Annotated in this window: 21 protein-coding genes; 13 read left to right on the top strand and 8 right to left on the bottom strand. The window is 71.5% G+C overall.

Annotation, left to right across the window (positions count from 1 at the left end; genetic code table 11):
* Positions 1 to 32 precede the first annotated feature (32 nt).
* Complete coding sequence (locus ACLF3M_RS05520; protein ID WP_430655861.1) at positions 33 to 1,682, bottom strand: calcium-binding protein; 1,650 nt, start codon at positions 1,680 to 1,682, stop codon at positions 33 to 35.
* A 551-nt stretch (positions 1,683 to 2,233) separates the two neighbouring features.
* Here ACLF3M_RS05520 and ACLF3M_RS05515 point away from each other — a divergent pair.
* A complete protein-coding gene (locus ACLF3M_RS05515; protein ID WP_430655860.1) occupies positions 2,234 to 2,698 on the top strand; it encodes an Lrp/AsnC family transcriptional regulator in 465 nt (154 codons plus the stop codon).
* A 7-nt stretch (positions 2,699 to 2,705) separates the two neighbouring features.
* Here ACLF3M_RS05515 and ACLF3M_RS05510 read toward each other — a convergent pair whose 3' ends face one another.
* The gene (locus tag ACLF3M_RS05510) at positions 2,706 to 3,488 is read right to left on the bottom strand and encodes a hypothetical protein (protein WP_430655859.1); all 783 of its coding nucleotides are present in this window, start codon (positions 3,486 to 3,488) and stop codon (positions 2,706 to 2,708) included.
* A gap of 372 nt (positions 3,489 to 3,860) precedes the next feature.
* On the opposite strand from ACLF3M_RS05510, the gene ACLF3M_RS05505 reads away from it, so the two are divergent.
* The 6 genes from ACLF3M_RS05505 to ACLF3M_RS05480 all read left to right on the top strand — a co-directional run bounded on the left by ACLF3M_RS05505 (position 3,861) and on the right by ACLF3M_RS05480 (position 10,473).
* Positions 3,861 to 5,483, top strand: coding sequence for an ABC transporter substrate-binding protein (locus ACLF3M_RS05505; protein WP_430655858.1), 1,623 nt, complete (start codon positions 3,861 to 3,863; stop codon positions 5,481 to 5,483).
* A gap of 184 nt (positions 5,484 to 5,667) precedes the next feature.
* Entirely contained in the window at positions 5,668 to 6,639 is a 972-nt protein-coding gene (locus ACLF3M_RS05500) for an ABC transporter permease (RefSeq protein ID WP_430655857.1), read from the top strand.
* 1 nt (position 6,640) lies between these two features.
* A complete protein-coding gene (locus ACLF3M_RS05495; protein ID WP_430655856.1) occupies positions 6,641 to 7,585 on the top strand; it encodes an ABC transporter permease in 945 nt (314 codons plus the stop codon).
* 133 nt (positions 7,586 to 7,718) lie between these two features.
* A complete protein-coding gene (locus ACLF3M_RS05490) occupies positions 7,719 to 8,708 on the top strand; it encodes an ABC transporter ATP-binding protein (protein WP_430655855.1) in 990 nt (329 codons plus the stop codon).
* Between the two features lie 53 nt (positions 8,709 to 8,761).
* Positions 8,762 to 9,748: an ABC transporter ATP-binding protein gene (locus tag ACLF3M_RS05485; RefSeq protein ID WP_430656145.1), complete on the top strand. Its 987-nt coding sequence runs from the start codon at positions 8,762 to 8,764 to the stop codon at positions 9,746 to 9,748.
* Positions 9,745 to 10,473, top strand: coding sequence for a hypothetical protein (locus ACLF3M_RS05480; protein ID WP_430655854.1), 729 nt, complete (start codon positions 9,745 to 9,747; stop codon positions 10,471 to 10,473). Before ACLF3M_RS05485 ends, ACLF3M_RS05480 begins: the two co-directional genes overlap by 4 nt.
* 138 nt (positions 10,474 to 10,611) lie before the next feature.
* Here the strand turns inward: ACLF3M_RS05480 and ACLF3M_RS05475 are convergent, their stop codons facing one another.
* On the bottom strand, positions 10,612 to 11,325 hold the full coding sequence (locus ACLF3M_RS05475; protein ID WP_430655853.1) for a hypothetical protein: 714 nt from the start codon (positions 11,323 to 11,325) through the stop codon (positions 10,612 to 10,614).
* A gap of 130 nt (positions 11,326 to 11,455) precedes the next feature.
* Between ACLF3M_RS05475 and ACLF3M_RS05470 the strand changes: the two genes are divergently transcribed.
* Positions 11,456 to 11,680, top strand: a complete 225-nt coding sequence (locus ACLF3M_RS05470; protein ID WP_430655852.1) for a hypothetical protein — start codon at positions 11,456 to 11,458, stop codon at positions 11,678 to 11,680.
* Between the two features lies 1 nt (position 11,681).
* Here ACLF3M_RS05470 and ACLF3M_RS05465 read toward each other — a convergent pair whose 3' ends face one another.
* On the bottom strand, positions 11,682 to 12,404 hold the full coding sequence (locus ACLF3M_RS05465; RefSeq protein WP_430655851.1) for a TVP38/TMEM64 family protein: 723 nt from the start codon (positions 12,402 to 12,404) through the stop codon (positions 11,682 to 11,684).
* A 9-nt stretch (positions 12,405 to 12,413) separates the two neighbouring features.
* Here ACLF3M_RS05465 and ACLF3M_RS05460 point away from each other — a divergent pair, with 9 nt between their 5' ends.
* From ACLF3M_RS05460 to ACLF3M_RS05440, 5 genes are all read left to right on the top strand, one after another.
* The gene (locus tag ACLF3M_RS05460; RefSeq protein ID WP_430655850.1) at positions 12,414 to 12,815 is read left to right on the top strand and encodes a VOC family protein; all 402 of its coding nucleotides are present in this window, start codon (positions 12,414 to 12,416) and stop codon (positions 12,813 to 12,815) included.
* A gap of 16 nt (positions 12,816 to 12,831) precedes the next feature.
* Positions 12,832 to 14,022: an MFS transporter gene (locus tag ACLF3M_RS05455; protein ID WP_430655849.1), complete on the top strand. Its 1,191-nt coding sequence runs from the start codon at positions 12,832 to 12,834 to the stop codon at positions 14,020 to 14,022.
* A 9-nt stretch (positions 14,023 to 14,031) separates the two neighbouring features.
* Entirely contained in the window at positions 14,032 to 14,880 is an 849-nt protein-coding gene (locus tag ACLF3M_RS05450) for a transporter substrate-binding domain-containing protein (protein ID WP_430655848.1), read from the top strand.
* 146 nt (positions 14,881 to 15,026) lie between these two features.
* On the top strand, positions 15,027 to 15,695 hold the full coding sequence (locus ACLF3M_RS05445; RefSeq protein WP_430655847.1) for an amino acid ABC transporter permease: 669 nt from the start codon (positions 15,027 to 15,029) through the stop codon (positions 15,693 to 15,695).
* Positions 15,696 to 15,855: 160 nt separating this feature from the next.
* Complete coding sequence (locus tag ACLF3M_RS05440) at positions 15,856 to 16,611, top strand: amino acid ABC transporter permease (RefSeq protein ID WP_430655846.1); 756 nt, start codon at positions 15,856 to 15,858, stop codon at positions 16,609 to 16,611.
* Here the strand turns inward: ACLF3M_RS05440 and ACLF3M_RS05435 are convergent.
* From ACLF3M_RS05435 to ACLF3M_RS05420, 4 genes are all read right to left on the bottom strand, one after another.
* The gene (locus tag ACLF3M_RS05435; protein ID WP_430655845.1) at positions 16,529 to 17,488 is read right to left on the bottom strand and encodes a dihydrodipicolinate synthase family protein; all 960 of its coding nucleotides are present in this window, start codon (positions 17,486 to 17,488) and stop codon (positions 16,529 to 16,531) included. The genes ACLF3M_RS05440 and ACLF3M_RS05435 overlap by 83 nt on opposite strands.
* Entirely contained in the window at positions 17,485 to 18,594 is a 1,110-nt protein-coding gene (locus ACLF3M_RS05430; protein WP_430655844.1) for an NAD(P)/FAD-dependent oxidoreductase, read from the bottom strand. The genes ACLF3M_RS05435 and ACLF3M_RS05430 overlap by 4 nt, the downstream gene beginning before the upstream one ends.
* Positions 18,595 to 18,667: 73 nt before the next feature.
* Positions 18,668 to 20,098 carry an FAD-dependent oxidoreductase gene (locus ACLF3M_RS05425; protein WP_430655843.1) on the bottom strand — a complete coding sequence of 477 codons (1,431 nt, stop codon included), beginning with the start codon at positions 20,096 to 20,098 and terminating at the stop codon, positions 18,668 to 18,670.
* Positions 20,095 to 20,367, bottom strand: coding sequence for a (2Fe-2S)-binding protein (locus ACLF3M_RS05420; RefSeq protein WP_430655842.1), 273 nt, complete (start codon positions 20,365 to 20,367; stop codon positions 20,095 to 20,097). The genes ACLF3M_RS05425 and ACLF3M_RS05420 overlap by 4 nt, the downstream gene beginning before the upstream one ends.
* Positions 20,368 to 20,385 lie beyond the last annotated feature (18 nt).

The raw sequence follows: 20,385 nt of genomic DNA, 5'->3' as shown, positions 1-20,385 counted from the left end.
CCCGCCGCCCGCCGCGCCTCGGCCCTTCGGCGTCAGAGGACGAAGTCGCTCGCCGTCATGCCGGTGACGCCGACCACGACGATCGAGATGTCCGCGAAGCCGTCGCCGTTCACGTCGCCCTGGACCACGGTGCCGACCAGGTTCTCGGTGACGGTGAGGTCGCCGGCCGAGGCGAACATCGGCTTCACCGCGAGGAAGGAGAAGGCCTGGTTGCCGGTCAGCGCCGTGTTGGCGTCGATCAGCGACAGGTCGATCCTGTCCTGGCCCTTGACGAAGTCGTAGATGAAGTCGCGGCCGGTGGTGGTGTTGCTGTCGGCCGTCGAGCCGTAGACGAAGACGTCGTTGCCGGCGTCGCCGTACATCGCATCCGCGCCGGCATTGCCGCGGACCCGGTCGTTGCCGTCGCCGCCGTGGATCGTATCGCCGCCGGTGCCGCCCTGCATGGTGTCGTTGCCGAGGCCGCCCTGCATGCTGTCGTTGCCGCCGTCGCCGTACATGACGTCGCCGAAGTCGCCGCCATCCATCGCGTCGGCGCCGTCGCCGCCATACATGTAGTCCATGTCGGCGCCACCCAGGATCGTGTCGTTGCCGGCCTCGCCGCGCATCCAGTCCACGCCGGCGCCGCCCGACATCCAGTCGCCTCCGTTACCGCCGAGCATGCTGTCGTTCCCGCCCTGGCCGATCAGCGCATCGTTGCCGTCCAGCCCGTTCAGCGTGTCGTTGACCGCGTTGCCCGTCATCGTGTTGCCCAGCGCGTTGCCGGTGCCGTTGATGCCGTAGGCGCCGATGGAAACCAGGTTCTCCACGTTGGCGCCCAAGGTGTATTCCGACAGCGTCGTCCTGACGGTGTCGATGCCGGCGTTGCTGTACTCCACGACCTTGTCGGTCGTCTGGAACACCACGTAGGTATCGCTGCCGGCGCCACCGTACATCGTGTCCGCGCCGGCGTTGCCGTTCAGCGTATCGGCGCCCTCGTTGCCGCGCAGGATGTCGTTGCCGCCCGCCCCCGTGATCATGTTCGCCGCCGCATTGCCCGTGAGGTCGGCGTTGCCGGTGTAGGAGAAGATCAGGTTCTCGAAGTTGGCGCCCAGCGTGTAGGTGTTCTGGTCGAGCAGGATGACGGTATCCACGCCTTCCCCCGCGGCTTCCTCCATCGTGTCGCTGCTGCCGAGGTAGTATGTGTCGTTGCCCTTGCCGCCGGCCAGGACGTCGGCGCCCGCGTCGCCCATCAGCTTGTCGTTGCCGTCATTGCCGACAAGGGTGTCGTCGTCCGCCCCGCCCTTGAGCAGGTCGTCGCCACCGCCGCCGAAGATCGCATCGTCGCCGGCGCCCCCGTCGATCGTGTCCGCCGCGCCAAGGCTCTCGCTGTCGTAGTAGTCGCCCGCGATCAGGTCGTCCCCGTCGAGCCCGTACAGGATGTCCTTGCCGCCGCCACCCTTGACGGTGTCGTCGTTTTGGTCGGCGTAGATCGTGTCGCCATAGCCGCTGCCGATGATCTCCAGCACGACATCGCCCGGCACCACCCAGTCGATCAGGATGTCGTAGAGCGTCGGGTCGGTCGGAGCGTCGAAGAACACGCCCGTGACCCAGTCGTGACGGTCGAAGGTGATGGCGGAGTCGAGGAGGAGCGAGTCGCCGTAGTACTCGTGCTTGTCGGCGGTGCGCGGCACGGTCATCGTCATGTCTCCCATTCGATGCCCCGGCGGATCGCCTCTGGGCGTGGGGAGACTCTGCCGGTGCAACGTTGCACACGGACTTCGCGCCTCGTTTCGATTATTGTACGGAACGTTTCAGTTGCTTCGCGCAGCGTGCGAGCGGCGCGAACAATCCGACCGCCGGCAGGTTCAGGGCGTCGCCGTGCGCCGCAGGTCGAGCGCGCGCTGCGCCACCAGGTCGAGCCGGCAGCCCGCCGCGAGGTCCGGTCAGGCCGAGCGGCGGCCCCGCATGTAGTGGCGCTCGGGCCGGTAGCGCAGCGCCGCGATCCAGGCGCCGAGGCGGCGGCGCAGCGGGATCGGGGTGACGTCCTTCGGGCTCATCGCGCGGGCTCCCTGGTTCGGCGTTGCGATGGCCCTGGTGTAGCGGGGCCGCGTTTCACCGCGGTTTCGGCGTGTGGGAATCGTGTTTCGCACGTCTCCACATTGTGTCGCGTGTCTGGGCTGCGGCATTCGGCCGACGCTTTTCCGGCAGAAGCTGCTTGGCGCCGTTGCTTTTACGGGGTTACAGTCATGCCGACATGGACGAGATAGACCGCAACCTGATCCTGGCGCTGCAGCTGGACAGCGCCGCCGGCCTTGCCGAGCTGTCGAAGGCCGCCGGCCTGTCGGTCTCCGCCACCGCCGAGCGCGTGAAGCGGCTGGAGGAGCGCGGCGTCATCCGGGGCTGGCGGATCGAGCTCGATCCCGTCGCGGCGGGCTGCCCGCTGCTGGCCTTCGTCTTCGTCGCAATGCGCCCGGGCCGCGACGACGCGGCCTTCCTCAAGGCCATGCGCAAGCAGGAGGCGGTGCTGGAGTGCCACACCGTCACCGGGCCCTGGTGCTACCTGCTGAAGCTGCGCCTGGCCGACATCGCGGCGCTCGAGAGCTTCGTGTCGGAGGAGGTGCGCGGCCAGCCCGGCGTGGAGCGGACCGAGACGATCCTGGCGATGGCGAGCCCGAAGGAGACCGCCATCCTGCCCGTCGCCCCCGCGCAGGAGGAGTAGGGCGGCCCTACTGCGCCGCCGCCATCACGGTGCGCCGCTGCGGCAGCCCCGCGACCCAGTGCGGCACCTCCGCGACGGGGATCGCCGTGCCCGCCGGCGCCTGCAGCATCAGCAGCCGGTTCGGCGCGTCGCCGCCCGGGGCGATCCGCACGGCGCGGCCGCGACGCGCCTCGGCGTCCTTGGCGACGTAGATCACCGCGGGCGCCCCGTCGGGGCCCGGATCCCAGGACAGAAGCAGCATCTCTTCGATGCGGCGGGCCATGGGCGCGTCGTCGCGCGTGGTCTCGATGCGGATCGCCGTGGGCTCCACCCAGCGGCGGTCGCGGCCGGGCTGGTCCAGCGACTCCGCTTCCTCCTGCGCGCGGCGGCGCAGGCCGGTGAGCCTCTCGATGTCGCGCTGGTGCAGCAGGCCGGATTCGACGCGCAGCCACATCGCGATGTCCTCGGCCCGCGTCATGCTGGGGCCGGCGCGGCGCGCGCGCAGCCCGCTGATCCGCTCCACCAGGAACAGCCGCGTGGAGCCCGTGGTCTCGCAGCGCGCGCGCAGCGCGAAGGGCTCCGGGCAGCCATCGGCGGCATGGGTGCCGTGGATGTTGCGGATGACGATCTGATGCTCGGTCGCCTCCCCGCCGGGCTCGGCATGGTCGATCCAGGCTTCGAGCGTCAGGCCGGTGGCGAGCGGCGGGCCGGGATCGGTCGCCTGCTCCTCCGACGGGGGCAGCAGGCGCTTGCCGATCGCCAGGGCGTCCGGCGCGCCGTGATCGGCGCGGCTGGATGCCAGGGACCGCAATCGCGACATCAAACCAAGGGCGGGTCTCATCGGGGGGAAAACCTTCGACTCTCCGACGGGGGCGGCCGGCAGGGTCAACCTGCCGAGTTGGAAACGGAAACTCAACGAAACGGAGGTTTACTCACGAAACCGTGAGGATCGTTACCGGGGCATTGTCCCGTGCCGTTGCTTCTAGCACGCGAGATGGCCGGGATGGGTTAACGCGGTGCGCGAAAGCGCGTGCCAGGATGCCGGCTGCCATAGGCGGAGCAACCCGGGGTTGCCGGCCTCTCCGTGACGCCGGGCCGGCGGGCGGCGCCGATCTAGTCGCCCCTGGCCCGGGCTGCTAAAGCGGCGCATAAGGGAAAATTCCTGGGACCGAGGGAGAAAGCGATGCGAACGGGCATCCGGGCGGCCTTTTCGGCTGCGGTTTCGGGCGTCGCGCTGGCGGCCGGAGCGATGCCGCAGGCCGCACTGGCGCAGGCGCCGCAAGGCACCGTGCCGTTGCTGACGATGGGCGTCGGCTCTCCCGTGACGTCGCTCGATCCGCACTATCACCAGCTCTCGCCGAACAACGCCGTCGCCGACATGATCTTCAGCCAGCTCATCGAGACCGATGCGCAGGCCCGCATGGTGCCCGGCCTGGCGACGGAATGGCGCGCGGTCGGGCCGACGACCTGGGAGTTCAGGCTCCGCCCCGGCGTGCGCTTCCACAACGGCAGCGAGTTCGGCGCCGACGACGTCGCCTTCACGCTGCAGCGCCTGCCCAACGTGCCGAACTCGCCCTCCTCCTACGCGGCCTATTCGCGCCCGATCACGCGGATCGAGATCGTGGATCCCCTCACGATCCGCTTCCATACCGCGGCACCCTATCCGCTGCTGCCGCTCGACATGACCAATGTCCGCATCATCGACGCGCAGACCCATGCCAATGCGACGACCGAGGGCTTCAATTCCGGCCAGCTCGCCATCGGCACCGGCCCCTTCCGCGTCGTGCAGCACCGCAGCGGCGACCGCATCGAGTTCGAGCGCTACGCGGATTACTGGGGCGGCGCATCGCCCTTCCAGCGCGTGAGCTACCGCATGATCACCAACGACGCCGCGCGCACCGCGGGGCTGCTGGCCGGCGACCTCGACTTCATCGACCAGGTGCCGACGACGGACCTGGCGCGGCTGCGCGGCGACCAGCGGCTGAAGCTGGACGAGACGATCGGGCTGCGCCTGATCTTCCTCGGCCTCGACCACCTGCGCGCCGCGAACGAGAACAGCCCCTTCGTCACCGACAATGACGGCCGCCCGCTGGGGCGCAACCCGCTGAAGGACGTGCGCGTGCGCCGCGCGCTGTCCATGGCGATCGACCGCCGCGCCATCACCGAGCGCATCATGGACGGCGCGGCGACGCCGTCGGGCCAGTTCCTGCCGCCCGGCACCTTCAGCTACGTCCAGGACATCCAACCCCCCGCCTTCGACCCGGAGGGCGCGCGGCGCCTGCTGGCCGAGGCCGGCTATCCCCAGGGCTTCCGCATCCAGCTCAACGCGCCGAACGACCGCTACACCAACGATGCCCGTATCGCCCAGGCGATCGGCGCGATGTGGACGCGCATCGGCGTGCGCACGACGGTCGAGGCGCAGACCTGGGCCACCTTCGTCAACCGCGCCGCGCGGGCCGAGTATTCCGCGCATCTCATCGGCTGGGGGTCCAACCCCGACGGCAGCCATCCCATGCGCAACATCATCGGCACCGTCAGCCAGGAACGCGGCTGGGGCGCGTCGAACCGCGGGCGCTATTCCAACCCGCAGCTCGACGCCATGCTGGCCGAGAGCCTGGTCGAGCTCGACGACAGCAAGCGGGAGCGGATGCTGATGGACATCCAGCGCATGGCGGCCGAGGACGTCGCGATCATCCCGCTGCACATCCAGACCAACATCTGGGCGATGCGGCGTAATCTCTCCTACACGCCGAGGGTGGACGAGCTGACGCGCGCGCAGGACGTGCGTCCGGCGGCGATGCGCTGAGCGTGGTCGCAAGGGCCACCTCCCCAGCCCAAGATCTTCCCTCCCTCGCAAGCGGGGAAGGGTCAGGGAGGGGGTGCTTCGTCCGGCGCGCCCTCATCCTCGAACCCCCACCCCGTCCGTTTCCCGCTTGCGGGGGAGGGAGCGTCTCGGCGCGCGACGTCAGTCGGAAGCCGCGGAGCGCCCGATGAGCGTCTACCTCCTCCGCCGCCTGATCCAGGCCGTCGGCGTCGTGATCGCGATGTCCATCATCGTCTTCATCGGCGTCTACGCCATCGGCGATCCCGTCGAGATCCTGATCAGCCCCGACGCCGACCAGATCGAGCGTGAGCGCGCCATCCGCGCCCTCGGCCTCGACCTGCCGCTGTGGGAGCAGTACCTCGTCTTCGTCGGGCGCGCGCTGCAGGGCGACCTCGGCCGTTCCTTCGTCTTCAACGAACCGGCGCTGCAGCTGATCCTGCAGCGCATGCCCGCGACGCTCGAGCTCGCCGTCGCCGCGACGGTCGGCGCGATCCTCATCGGCCTCCCCCTCGGCCTCTATGCCGGGCTGCGGCCCAACGGCATCGGCTCCAAGGCGATCATGGCGGGCTCGATCCTCGGCTTCTCGCTGCCGACCTTCTGGGTCGGGCTGATGCTGATCATGGTCTTCGCGGTCCAGCTGGGCTGGCTGCCCTCCACCGGCCGCGGCGAGACCGTGACCATCCTCGGCATGCGCTGGTCCTTCCTGACCTGGGACGGTCTCCGGCACCTGCTGATGCCGGCGCTAAACCTCGCGCTCTTCAAGATCAGCCTGGTGATCCGCCTGACGCGAGCCGGCGTGCGGGAGACCATGCTGATGGATTACGTGAAGTTCGCCCGCGCCAAGGGCCTGACGCCCTTCCGCGTGACCTTCGTGCACGTCTTCAAGAACATCCTGATCCCCGTGGTGACCGTCACCGGGCTGGAGTTCGGCTCCACCATCGCCTTCTCGGTGGTCACGGAATCGATCTTCGCCTGGCCGGGGATGGGCAAGCTGATCATCGATTCGATCAACGTGCTGGATCGGCCGGTGATCGTCGCCTACCTCATGATCGTCGTGCTGATGTTCATCACCATCAACCTGGTGGTGGACCTCACCTATTCCGTGCTCGACCCGCGGGTCCGGCTGGAGGGCAAGTAGCATGAGCGAAAGCGCCGCCGAACGGTCGCTCGCCGTCCGCGACCTCGCCATCGTCACCTCGCCGCTCGCCGCGGAGACGCCGTTCCGGCGCTTCGTGTCGGAATTCGCGGAATCGAGGCTCGCGCTGTTCGGGCTCGCGGTCTTCACCGTGATCATCCTGCTCGCCTTCCTCGCGCCGCTGATCGCGCCGCAGAACCCCTACGACCTCGCCGTGCTCGACATCATGGACGGCCGGCTCGAACCGGGTTCGCGCAACGGCGACGACACCATGACCTTCTGGCTCGGCACCGACGACCAGGGGCGCGACATGATGTCGGCCATCATGTACGGGCTGCGCATCTCGCTGACCGTCGGCGCGGGCTCGGCGGTGCTGGCCTGCCTGGTCGGCGCCTCGCTCGGGCTGCTCGCGGCCTATGCCGGCGGCAAGACCGACAGCGCGATCATGCGCCTGGTGGACCTGCAGCTCTCCTTCCCCGCGATCCTCGTCGCGCTGATGATCCTCGCCTTCCTCGGCAAGTCCGTGATGAACGTGGTCATCGCTATCGTGGTGGTGGAGTGGGCCTACTACGCCCGCACCGTCCGCGGCACCGCGCTCGTGGAACGCCGGCGCGAATACATCGAGGCCGCGCAGTGCCTGGCGCTGCCGACCCGCCGCATCCTGTTCCGCCATCTCCTGCCGAACTGCCTGCCGCCGCTGATCGTCATCGCGACGATGCAGGTCGCGCGCGCCATCGCGCTGGAGGCGACGCTGTCCTTCCTCGGCCTTGGCGTGCCGATCACCGAGCCCTCGCTGGGGCTGCTGATCGCGAATGGCTACGAGTACATGCTGAGCGGGAAGTACTGGATCAGCTTCTACCCCGGCATCGCGTTGCTGGTGACGATCGTCAGCATCAACCTGGTTGGCGACCACCTGCGGGATGTCTTGAATCCGAGGCTGAAGAAGTGAGGGGGGGTGTGAACCGGGCCCCCTCCCCATCCCTCCCCCGCAACTGCGGGGGAGGGGGAAGAGAAGCGTGCGCGGTCGGCCCGCTTGGCCCTCCCCCGCCGTTGCGGGGGAGGGTTGGGAGGGGGCAATCGCGATGACCTCCCCCACCCTCGAAGTCCGCAACCTCCGCACCCACTTCTTCACCCGCGTCGGCGTGGTGAAGGCGGTGGACGACGTCTCCTTCACCGTCGGGCGCGGCAAGGTGCTCGGCCTCGTCGGGGAATCCGGCTCCGGCAAGTCCGTCACGGGCTTCTCGATCATGGGCCTGGTGGACCCGCCCGGCCGCATCGCCGGCGGCCAGATCCTCTTCAAGGGCCAGGACCTCGCGACACTGTCCGAGGAGGCGATGCGCCAGCTCCGCGGCAACCGGATCGCGATGATCTTCCAGGACCCGATGATGACGCTCAACCCGGTCCTGCGCGTGGACACCCAGATGATCGAGACCGTCCTCGCGCATGAGAAGGTGAGCGAGGCGGAGGCCCGCAGCCGCGCCCGCGACGCGCTCGGCCTGGTCGGCATCCCGAGCCCCGACGAGCGGCTGAAGGCCTATCCCCACCAATTCTCCGGCGGCATGCGCCAGCGCGTCGCCATCGCCATCGCGCTGCTGCACCGGCCGGACCTGATCGTGGCGGACGAGCCCACCACTGCGCTCGATGTCACCATCCAGGGCCAGATCCTCGCCGAGGTGCAGAAGCTCGCGCTCAACACCGGGACGTCGCTGATCTGGATCACGCACGACCTCTCGGTCGTCGCCGGCCTCGCCGACGACATCGCAGTCATGTATGCCGGCCGCATCGTCGAGCAGGGCGACGTTGGCGAGGTGCTGGACAGCCCGCTGCATCCCTACACCCATGGCCTGATCGGCAGCGTCCCGTCGCGCAATCGCCGCGGCGAGCCGCTGCGCCAGATCCCGGGCATGACGCCCTCGCTGCTGTCGCTGCCGCCGGGCTGCGCCTTCCGCGCGCGCTGCCCGCGCGCCGCCGGGGAATGCGCGGTGATGCCCGAGCTCGCGGAATGGAAGCCCGGGCGGCTCGCGCGCTGCCACTTCCCGCACATGGAAACGACGCGCGAGGAAGCGGCGTGAGCGTGGCAATCGAACAGAACGCACCGCGCGTCTTCACCGACACCGAAGTGCCGATGGTGGAGCTTCGCGGCGTCTCCCGCCGCTTCGCCAAGAAGCTCGATATCGCGGCGAAGCTTGCGCGGCGGCTCGGCGCCAACGTGAAGGAGGAGATCGTCCACGCCGTGGACAAGGTCGATCTCCGCGTCCGCAAGGGCGAGGTGGTCGGCCTGGTCGGGGAATCCGGCTGCGGCAAGTCCACCCTCGGCCGCATCGTCGCGGGCATCCTCCCGCAATCAGACGGTCACGTCGCCTGGAAGGGCCAGGACGTCGCGACGCTGGGCGGCGAGGCCGCGCGCACCGCCAAGCTGCGCCGGCAGATGATCTTCCAGGACCCCTATGCCTCGCTCAACCCGCGCATGCGCGTCGCCGACATCGTGGGCGAGGCGCCGCTGGTCCATGGCCTGGTCAGCCGCGGCGACTTCCAGGACTACGTGGACGAGCAGATGCGCCGCGCGGGCCTCGACCCCGGCTTCAAGCGCCGCTACCCCCACCAGTTCTCGGGCGGCCAGCGCCAGCGCATCGGCATCGCGCGCGCGCTCGCGGTGCAGCCCGAATTCATCGTCTGCGACGAGGCGGTGGCCGCGCTCGACGTATCGATTCAGGCGCAGATCCTGAACCTCTTCATGCGGCTCCGGCGAGAGCTCGACCTGACCTATCTCTTCATCAGCCACGACCTCGGCGTGGTCGAGCATCTCAGCGACCGCGTGGTCATCATGTATCTCGGCCGCGTGGTCGAGGAAGCGCCGACCGAGACCATCTTCCGCCGCCCGAACCATCCCTACACGCGCTCGCTGCTCGACAGCGTGCCGCGGATCGAGAACCGCAAGCGCGCCTTCGCCGTGGTGAAGGGAGAGATCCCCTCGCCGCTCAATCCGCCGAAGGGTTGCCACTTCCACCCGCGCTGCCCGCTCGCCTTCGACCGGTGCCGCGTGGAGGTGCCGGCGCTGAGGACGGTGGAAGCGGGGCACCGCAGCGCGTGCCATCTGAACGACCAGGGGTGAGCGGGAAGCACCCCCCTCCCGACAAGCCTTCGGCCTCGTGGCAGTGCCACGAGCCTCCGCAACGGCGGCGGGGGGCCACTTCCCCCTCCCCCGCCGTCGCGGGGGAGGGATGGGGAGGGGGCCAGGACACGATCCCCCCCTACCGCGCCCAATGGGAATCGGCCGATCTCGTCGCCGAGTTCCTCGCCGGCCGCAGCCCCGCCACCGACCCGCTCTGGCGGCATTCCGGCGCCGAGACTCCCGACGAATACGCCCTCTGGGCCGAGCATCTCTGCGGCTGCGCCTGCCTGCAGATGGCGGTCGGCGCGCGGGGTCTGCCCATCCCGCCGATCCACGCGATCCGCCGCGGCGTGCAGGACGTGGGCGGCTATGTCGTGCAGCCCGACGGCACGATCCGCGGCCTGGTCTATGCCGGCGCCGTCGCGTGGCTGGCGGGGCAGGGGATCGCGGCCGAGATCCTGCTGGACCGCACGGCCTCCGACATCCCCGCGCTCCTCGCCGGCGGCGCGCTCCTCATCGCCTCGGTGCATGGCGCGATCCGCTGGCCGGACCGGCCCGCGCCGGGCCGCGGCGGGCATCTCGTGCTCTGCTTCGGCACCGCGCCCGACGGGGCGATCCGTTTCCACAACCCCTCCGGCGACACGCCGGCGTCGCGCAGGGATGCGCGGCTGGCGCCGGCGGTCTTCGACCGCTTCTTCGCGGGGCGGGGGATCCTGCTGCGGTAGCCCGCGATCGCTGTGACTGTGCGCGCCGCAGGCGGGCATGCGAAGCGGGTGAATCGCCCGGCCGGAGAAAGATGGACCCGCATTGCCCTGACACAGTCAGGGCAATGCGGGTCCAGCAGGCCCCCCGCGCGCCCGCGCTCAGGTGCTCTTGGTCGGGCCCTGGGATCCGCGGCCGCGCCCCGGCGGATCGGAGGGGTCGCTGTCGCTCGGGCCCGCGGGCTGCTGCGGACGGTTGCCTCCGCCGCCCCGGCCGCGGCCCGGCGGGTCGGAGGGATCGGAATCGCTCGCCCCCGCATTGCCGGTGCGTCCGCCATTGGCAGGGTCGTTCGGATCGGAATCGGTCATCCCCGTGCGCGGCCCGCGGATGCCGCCATTCGGCGGGTCGTTCGGGTCGTTGTCGGTCACGCCGGTCTGCTGACGGTTGCCGCCGCGGCCGCCGCCGGGCGGGTCGGAGGGGTCGCTGTCGCTCGCCCCGGTGTTCGGCCGATTGCCGCCGCGCCCGCCGCCCGGCGGGTCGGAGGGATCGGAATCGTTCTGTCCGGTGCGCGGCTGGCGCTGCGCCTGGTTGCCGGTGCGGCCGTTGCCGGGCTCGTCGGAGGGATCGCTGTCGGTGAGGCCACTGCGCTGCTGCGGTGCCGGCGCGCCGCCCTTGCCGCCCTGCGGCGCCTGGGCCTGCGGAGGCGCGGCCTGGGGAGGTTGGGCCTGCGGGGCCTGCTGCGGCGGGGCGCCGCCGCCCCCCTTCGTGCCTTGCGCGGCGGCCAGGCCCGGCACGCCCGCGGCGCCGCCAAGCGCGGCAAGCCGCAGGACCAGCAGGCGCCGCCGCAGCGGCGACGAGACGGGATTGTCGGGCATGCAGATTCTCCTTCCCCGGCCCGGCATGTTCGGACGCCGCCGCCGTCGCGTCCAGTGCGAAGCGCGCCCGCCGGGACGCCGGGCAAAGACGGAGCTTGCATCAACGTTCTTGTTATGTTCTTCTCCGCCCATGAGCCACGCTGTCACCGCCTCCGTCTTTCCCGGCTTCGCCGCCGGCGCCGGCCGCGTGCCGCCCGACCTCTCCATCCCGCGCCCGCCGCGGGTGCCCTTCGTCCGATGGATCCCCGCCGCGCGGCGCGAGCCCGCCTGGCGGGAGGCGCTGCGGTGGTCGCTGATCGGACTGACCGCGAGCTGGGCGGCGGGCGAGGCGACGCTCCGGCTGGCGGGCCTCTGAGCTACCGCCCGGCCAGCCAACGCCGCAGCGGGATCGCCGCAAGCGCCAGGGCCGCCAGGCCAAGCAGCGCGCCCAGCACCTCCGGCGTCACGATGCGCGACAGATCGGCATCGCCGCCCGCCGCCAGCGCCTCGCCCAGCCCCGCCCCGGCCAGAGAATAGACCGTCGTCGCCGGGATGATCCCGAGGAAGGTGGTCGGCGCGAAGACCCGCAGCCTGATCCCTGACCAGGCCGGCACCAGGTTGACCAGCACGAAGGGGAACAGCGGCACCAGGCGCAGCACCAGGAGGTAGGACACCGCGTCCCGCCGCAGCCCCGCCGCGATCCGCTGCCCGGCCGGCCCCAGCCTCTCCAGCGCGCCCGCGCCGAACAGGAAACGCCCGGCGAGGAAGACCAGCACTGCCCCGATCGTCGCCGCCACCACCGTCAGCGCCGCGCCCAGCGCCCAGCCGAACATCATCCCCCCCGCCAGCGTCAGGATCGTCACGCCCGGGATCGCCAGCGACACCACCAAGACATAGGCCGCGAGGTAGAGCAGCGGCGCCGCCCAACCCGCCCGCTCCACCAGGCCGAGCAGCGCCAGGCGTTCCTTCGCCAGCGCCTCGAGCGAGAGGTAGTCGCCGGCCGGCGAGAGCTGGATCGCCACCACCGCGGCCACCAGCAGCAGCCAGGGCAGGGCACGGCGGGCTAGGCTGCGCGTCTTCACGCCCCGCACATGGCGCATCGGCGCGGGATGCGCGAGACTGCCGTCATGACGAGCTTCACCTTCGACCACTTCCACCTCCGCAGCCCCGACCCCGAGGCCGCCGCCCGAGTATGGGTGAACGCGCTCGGCGCCACCATCCGCACGCGCATGGAGGTGCCTGCCGGCATCCGCGTCGTGCTCGACCTCTGCGGCCTGACGCTGTTCCTGGAGCAGGTGCCGCCCGGCACGGCGGTGCCGCCGGCGGCGCCCCATGCCGGGCTCGAGCATCTCGGCCTCGGCGTGCCGGATCTCGACGCGGCGCTCGCCTCGGCGACGGCGGCAGGCGCGCTGCTGGAATCCGGCCCGTCCTCGCCGCGGCCGGGACTGCGCATCGCCTTCGTCACGATGCCGGACGGCGTGCGGGTGGAGCTGCTGGAGCGCAAGGGGTGAGCCTGTCCTGAGCGGGATGGGCACCACCTCCACCTCGAACTGGCCCGCGATCGGCGCGGTCGTCTTCGCCGGCATCGCGGCCGCGGCGCAGATCGGCAAGGTGCCGGCGGCGATGACGACCATCGGCGCGGAGTTCGACCTGCCGCTCTCGGGCGCCGCCCTCGTCGCCTCGCTCTTCGCGCTGCTGGCGGGGCTGGGCGGGCTCGCCATCGGGCTCGGCGCGGCGCGGATCGGGGCGCGGCGCGGGCTGCTCGCGGGGCTGCTGCTCGGCGGCGGCGCGGCGGCCGTCGCGCCGCTCGCCACCGCCGTCGCGCCGCTCTTCGCGATCCGCATCGCGGAAGGGGCGGGCTTCCTGCTGGTGGCCGTCACCGCGCCATCCCTGGTCGCCGCGCTCGCCGCGCCGGCGGACCGGCCCTTCGCGATGGGGCTCTGGGGCTGCTTCATGCCGGGCGGGATCGCGCTCGGCCTCTTCACCGCGCCGGTGGTCGAGGGCTTCGGCTGGCGCCTGGCCTGGGCGCTGACGGCGGCGCTGCTGCTGTTGGCGCTGCTGCTGTGCTGGAGGCTGGTGCCGGCGGCGGCCGGGCCGCGGGACGGACCGCGCGCGAGGGTCTCGGCGCTGCTGCGCGACGTCCTGCAGGCCGGCCGGCCGGTCCGCGTCGCCGCGGCCTTCGGCGCCTACAACATCGTCTATTTCGGGGTCGCGGCCTTCCTGCCGGCCTATCTGGAATCGCTGGGCACGCGGACGGGCCTGGCGGGCGGGGCGGGCGCGCTGGCGGCGATCGCGAACCTGCTGGGCAACCTCGCCGCCGCTGGCCTGATGGGCCGCGGCGTCGCCGCCGAACGCCTGGTCACCCTGGGCGCGGCGCTGATGGGCGTGCTGTCCGCCGCGGTCTTCCTGACGCCGTTGCCGCTGGCCGCGACCGCGCTGGCGCTCCTGGCCAGCATCGTCGGGGGCCTGGTCCCGGCGGCCTGCTTCGCCCTGCTGCCAGGCAGCGTGCCGCGTGCGGAACTCGTGGCACCCGCGGTCGGGATGACGATCCAGGGCAACAACCTGATGCAGCTTCTCTCGCCGCCGCTGCTCGGGCTGCTGGCGGGCTGGGGATGGGGGCTGGTCGCGCTGCCGATCCTGCTGGCGGGGCTGCTGTGCGGTGCGATCGGCGTCGTCCTGGCCCGGGACGGGTTGCGGATGGCGCCGCCCGCGCCATAGCCTCGCGCCATGCAATGGGGGATCTTCCGCATGCCTCGCTTCGACCGCCGCCACCTCCTCACGCTTGCCGCCGGCGCCGCCGCGACGGCGCTGCTGCCCCCGGCCGCCTCGGCACGACCGCTCGACCAGATCCTGTCGACGCGACGCCTGCGCGCGGGGATCAACCCGACGCTGCCGCCCTTCGGGACCTTCAACGACCGCAACCAGATCGACGGCTTCGACGCCGACATCGCGCGCGAGATCGCGAAGCGAATGAATGTCGAGCTCGAGATCGTGCAGGTCGGCAGCCCCGACCGCATCCCGTTCCTGCAGGCCGACCGCATCGACATCGTGCTCGGCGCCATCACCCGCACGATCGAGCGCGCGCTGGTCATCGACTACACCCAGCCGCTGCACACCCAGTCCGTGATCGTGCTGACGAAGCAGTCCGGCACGGCGGCGCCGATCAACGCGCCGGCGGATCTGAACAACCCCGCCGTGCGGCTGGTGCAGGTGCGCGGCACGGTCGGCATTCCCTGGATCCAGGCCAATGCGTCGCGCGCGCAGGTCACGCTGCTCGACAACTATCCCGACTGCTTCCGCGCGCTGGCGCAGGGCAGGGCGGATGCGATGGTGGACGTGCTGGAATCCGTTGTCGTGCCGCTGCGCAACTTCCCGCAGGTCCAGTGGAAGGTGCTGGACCAGGTGCTGGCAAGCACCTGGGTCGGCATCGGCGTGCAGAAGGGCAATTACGGGCTGCGCGACGTGCTGAACGTAATCCTGTTCGAGTTGCATCGCAGCGGCTTCGTCAACGAGACCTGGCAGAAGTGGTTCGGCGAGCCGATGAAGACGCCGATCCCGTTCAACCCGATGTTCTGAATGCCCCACGTCGTCGCTGCGCGACGCCGCGGGGACCCCGGCATGGTGCTTGATCCTGCGCTGATGGCTCCCCCTGCCGCGATCAAGCCGCGGCAGGATTTCGGCGGGCCGAGAGTGGGCGACGCGCAGCCCGACAGGCACTGTCGATGACCCTCCAATACGGCCAGATCCTCCACTACCTCCCCGACTTCCTCCTCGGCGCCGGCGTCGCGCTGTGGATCGCGGCCGTCGCCTTCGCGGGCGGGCTTGTCATCGGGCTGTTCGGCGCGGCGGTGCTCACCTTCGGCCCCTGGCCGGCGCGCGCGGCGGTCGGCGCCTATGTCCGCTTCTTCACCTGGACGCCGCAGCTCGTGCAGATCTTCTTCCTGTTCTTCGCGCTGCCGGAGTTCGGGATCACGCTCTCTCCCGTCGTCGCGGTGCTGATCGGCATGACGCTGAACGCCGGCGCCTATCTCACGGAGATCGAGCGCGGCGGCTTCGCCTCCGTCCCGCGCGCCGAGCTCGACGCGGCGGAGGTCATGGGCTTCTCTCGCGTGCAGATCGTCTGGCACGTCATCGCGCCGCATGTCGTGCGCGCGCTCTATCCCGCGCTCTCCAACCACTACATCATCATGACGCTCGGTACCTCCATGGCCGCGATCTTCGGCGTCGAGGAACTGACGGGCCGCGCCCTGAACGCCAACGCGATCAGCTTCCGCAGCGTCGAGATCTTCTCGCTGGTTGCGGTGATCTACATTGGGCTGACCATCGTGGCCTCGGCGCTGCTGTGGATCGTGGGGCGGTGGCTGTTCCGGATCAGGGCGAAGGTGTTTTGAGGGTGGCGCACGACGTGGCCCCCTCCCAGCCGGCCTTCGGCCTCGCGGCAGTGCCGCAAGCCCCCGCAACTGCGGGGGAGGGTTCAGTGCGCGGGCTCTGCTTCTGCTCCCTCCCCCGCAGTTGCGGGGGAGGGGTGGGGAGGGGGCAAACGCACGACCGATGACCCCCTGGGACACCATCCTCGCCGAGGCGCCGCGCTTCTTCACCTGGTGGAACCTGCGCTTCCTCCTCGAAGCCCTCGGCAACACCATCGTCGCCTCCGTCCTGGGCTGCGCGATCGGCTACGCGCTGGGCTTCGCGCTGGCCGCGCTCCGCCTGCCGCAGCTGATCCCCTTCGCGCCGCTCCGCGCCTTCTGCATCCTCTGGGTCGAGACCTTCCGGCGCATCCCCTTCCTGGTGCTGCTGCTGCTGGTCTTCTTCCTCGCGCAGTTCGCGAAGCTGGAGGCGCCGCTCTCCGCCATCGCGGTCACCGCCGTCGCGATCCGCATGTCGGCACTCGCCGCGGAGAACGTGCGCGCGGGCCTGGAATCCGTCCGCGCGACACAGTGGGAAGCCGCGCTGACCATGAACATCGCGCCCTGGACGGTGCTCCGCCGCGTCGTGCTGCCGCAGGCCTGGCGGGTGATCCTGCCTCCCTCCATCGCGCATGTGCTGTCCATGGTGAAGGAGACCTCGCTGGTGAGCCAGATCGGCTTCATCGAGATCACCTTCGCGGCCAAGATGCTGACCCAGCGCGGCTTCTCCGCGCTGCTGACCTACGGCACGGCGCTGGTGCTGTATTTCCTGCTGGGCTGGGCACTGCACGCGCTCGGGCGATACGCCGAGCGGAAGCTCACACGCCGTCCCGCGGGCCCGGAGGGCCCGACCCGGACGCCTTCATCGCCGCCCGCAGCATCGCCGCTTCCGGTGGGCTGACCGGCGGCTGCGGCGGGCGCAGCGACGCGTTGGGAATGACGCCCATCTCCGCCAGGCACCATTTCAGCCGCGCGGTGGCGCGGCCGGCGGGCGGTGCGCCGTAGATGGCCTCGGCCAGCGGCTCCAGCTTCTCGTGCAGCGCCCGCGCGCGGGCGAGGTCACCTTCCCGCACGGCGTGATCCAGCGCGACGATCTCGTCCGGCATGACGTCCGCGAGCGACACCAGCGAGCCGTCGGAGCCGTGCACCATGCAGGCCAGCAAATGCTCGTCGCCGCTGGCGCAGAACGCGACGTCGGGCCGCTTCGCCTTGCAGATGCGGCGCAGCGCGTCGTAGCGGTCGACCTCCCAGCTGCCTTCCTTCACGCCGACGACCTCCTCGATGTCGAGCAGCGCCTCGAAGGTCTCGGGCGTGAAGGCCATGCGGCCGGCGCCGTGATGCGCGGCAAAGAGGAAGATCGGCATCCCGGAGACGGCGCGGCGGATGGTGTCGTGGTGGAGCAGCGCCATTTCCGTCGTCTGGGCCAGCGCGAAGCCGTTGGGCAGGAAGACCATGATCGCGTCGGCGCCGGCCTCGCGCGCCTCGCGCGCTTCCTCAGCGGCTTCGATGCTGCTCTCGGCGTTCACGCCGGCGACCACGATCCGCGTCGCGCCGACCGTCGCGACGGCGACCTCGACCGCGCGCTTCTTCTCCGCCCGGGAAAGCACGAAGTTCTCGCCGGCATGGCCGTTCATCAGCACGCCGGCGATGCCGGGCCGCAGCACGCAATGCGCGGTGTGCCGGGCATAGGCGTCCCAGTCCGCCGAGAAATCGCCGTGCATCGGCAGTACGGTCGAGGGATAGATGCCGTGGAAGCGCGTCGGGCCCTGCGGGATCATGCGGCTTCCTTCTTCAGCAAACGATCCATCGGGAACAGCGGCATTTCGGGTTCCTGGCCCATGATCGCCTGCGCCAGCAGCTTCCCGAAATAGGGCCCGCTCGTGTAGCCGGAATGCACGCAGCCGATGATCCAGGCATCGGGTTCGCCCGGGACCGGCCCGATCGCCGGCAGCGCATCCGCGGTCTCGGATTCCAGCCCGAGCCAGGCGCGCACGACGCGCGCATCGCGCAGCGCGGGGATGGTGTGCGCGGCAAGCCGCACATTCCCGGAAAAGTTCTCGGCGCGCACCGCGAGCCCGCCACGCTCGCGGTCGCCGATGCCCTGCCAACCGCCCCCGATCAGCACCGTGCCGTTCGCATACTGCTTGAGCGACAGCAGCCCCGACGCGACGCCCATCACCGTGCGCATCACCGGCCGGATGCGCTCCGTCACGACGAGCTGGTTGACCAGCACCTTCACCGGCAGCGTGATGCCAAGCCAGGCCGCCATCCCCTCCAGCCACACCCCGCCGGCCAGCACGATGCGCCGCGCGCGCAGCGTCCCCGCGGTGGTCTGCAGGGTGAAGCCATGGGGCTGGCGGTCCACTGCGGTCACGCCGCGCTTCTCGAACAGCGCGACGCCGGCGCGCAGCAGGGCAGGGCGGAAGGCGCGGCCGGTGAGATACGCCGAGGTGAAGCCGTCGATCGGGCAGTGTCCCGCCAGCAGCACCTGGTCCGACAGGCCCGGCTCGATCTCCATCGCGCGGCCACCCGAGATCAGCTCGATCGGGGCGCCGGCCTGGCGGCGGAAATGCGCGCGCTCCTCCAGCATCGCCGCCTCCTGCTCGGTGAAGGCGACGGACAGGCCGGGGCAGGCGACCGCCAGCACGTCCCCGCCGTCGCACCACTCCGGCATGCGCAGCCACATCTCATGAGCCCTGAGCGCATAGGGGATCAGCGCCGCGCGGGTCATCTGCATGGTCAGCGTGCCGGCGTTGACGCCCGAGGCCTCGCGGCAGATCGCGCCGCGGTCGAGCAGCGCCACCTGCATGCCGCCGCGGGCGAGGTGCAGCGCGGTGCTGCAGCCCATGACGCCGGCACCGATGACGGCGACGTCGAAGATCATGGGTGTGTGCCCTTGATCATCGAGCGCTGCCCTCCCCCGCCAGGCGCCTCCCTCCCGTGCCGCTTGATGACCCTCATATCGGCGCCGCCTGCGGCACCGGGATGTCCGCATAGTCGAAGGCGCCCAGCACCGCCTCCATCGGCACCGGCCGCAGCGGCAGCCGTCCCGTCGCAAACCCCGCATTCTCGCGCCCGCCGACGCGGAAGCCGACGAGCTCTGCCGCCGCCTCGCCGCAGACGCGGCCCTGGCACGGCCCCATGCCGCAGCGCGTGAACTGCTTGAGCTGGTTCATGTCCTCCGCGCCGTCGTCCAGCGCCGCCTCGATCTCGGCGCGCGTCACGCCCTCGCAGCGGCAGACCACGGTCTCCCCGGGGATCGCCGAGACCAGCGCCGGGCGCAGCGCCATCATCCGCGCCATCGCCGCCCCCGTGCGCGAGGCCCGCCAATGCTCCAGCCAGGGCCGCCAGCGCGCCCGCGCATGGGCGCGCCCGTCCAGGATCTCCAGGTCGCGCAGCGCCGCCAGCGCCGCCAGCCGCCCCGCCGCCGGCGCCGCCGCGGCGCCGCGCACGCCGCCGCCATCGCCCGCGACAAAGAGCAGCGGCACCGACGTCCGGCGGTCCGCGTCCAGCAGCGGCACCCAGCCACCGGAGGCGCGGTCGTAGCGGTGCCTCGCGCGGAACAGCCGCGTCGCCTCGGTCGCCGGCACCAGCCCGTGCCCAATGCAGAGCGCGTCGCAGTCGAAGGCCTCGACCTTGCCGTCCGGTCCCTCGATCCGCACGCGTTCCAGCACCGCCCCGCCTTCCGCCGCGACCACGCGATGCGCGGCAAGCACCGGCACGCCCGATCCCGCCAGCTCCGCCCGCCAGGCCGCGCCGCGCGCCAGCAGATCGGGCCGCGCCAGCAGCGCCGGCAGCGCGCGTGCCCACTCCGCGTGGGACGCCAGGTCGGCCAGCGCCGCGACCTCCGCCCCGCTCTTCCTCAGCTTGGCCGCGACGGCATAGAGCAGCGGCCCCGCCCCCGCGACGACCACGCGCCGCCCCGGCAGCACGCCCTGCGCCTTCAGCAGGATCGTCGCGGCCGCGAGCCCGATCACGCCCGGCAGCGTCCAGCCGGGGAAGGGGATCACCCTCTCCTGCGTCCCCGTGCAGAGCACCAGGGCCCGCGCCGTCAGCGTGACCGCGCCGCCCTCGGCCAGCGCGTCGATCCGGAACGGCGCGGCCGGCTCGCCCGCCGGCACCAGCGGCCCGCCGCCGAGGCCCCAGACGCGATGCCCGGTGCGGATCTCGGCGCCGCTCCGCGCCAGCGCCGCGCGCAGCGCGTCGCCGGCCTCCCGGTCGGGATCGGGCGGGATGAAGAAGCCGGGCGGCGCCGAGCGATACACCGGCCCGCCGGGCGCCGGGCTTTCGTCGAGCAGGACGGTGCGCGCGCCGCGCCGTGCCGCCTCCGTCGCCGTCGCCATGCCCGCCGGCCCGGCGCCGAGCACTGCGACATCGAAGTCGGTCATGCCGGCGTCACGCTCATCCCCGCCCGCACCGGCACCAGGCAGGCCTGCGCCAGCCTGCCATCCAGCCGCACGAGGCATTGCTGGCACGTCCCCATCATGCAGAAGGCCGCGCGCGGCGCGCCCGGCCCCTCGCCGAGCCGCCGCACCCCCTCGGCCAGCAGTGCCGCCGCCAGGCTCTCGCCGGCCGGGGCGCGCATCATGCGGCCGTCGAAGGTGAAGGCGACCTCGGCCGGCCGCTCGATCCCGGGGATGCGGAGGGGGGAATCCACGCGGCGAAGCCTAACCGC

Source organism: Falsiroseomonas sp. HW251 (genome assembly GCF_050563545.1).
Lineage (GTDB): Bacteria > Pseudomonadota > Alphaproteobacteria > Acetobacterales > Acetobacteraceae > Falsiroseomonas.
This window is presented reverse-complemented; position numbering and strand designations above follow the sequence as displayed.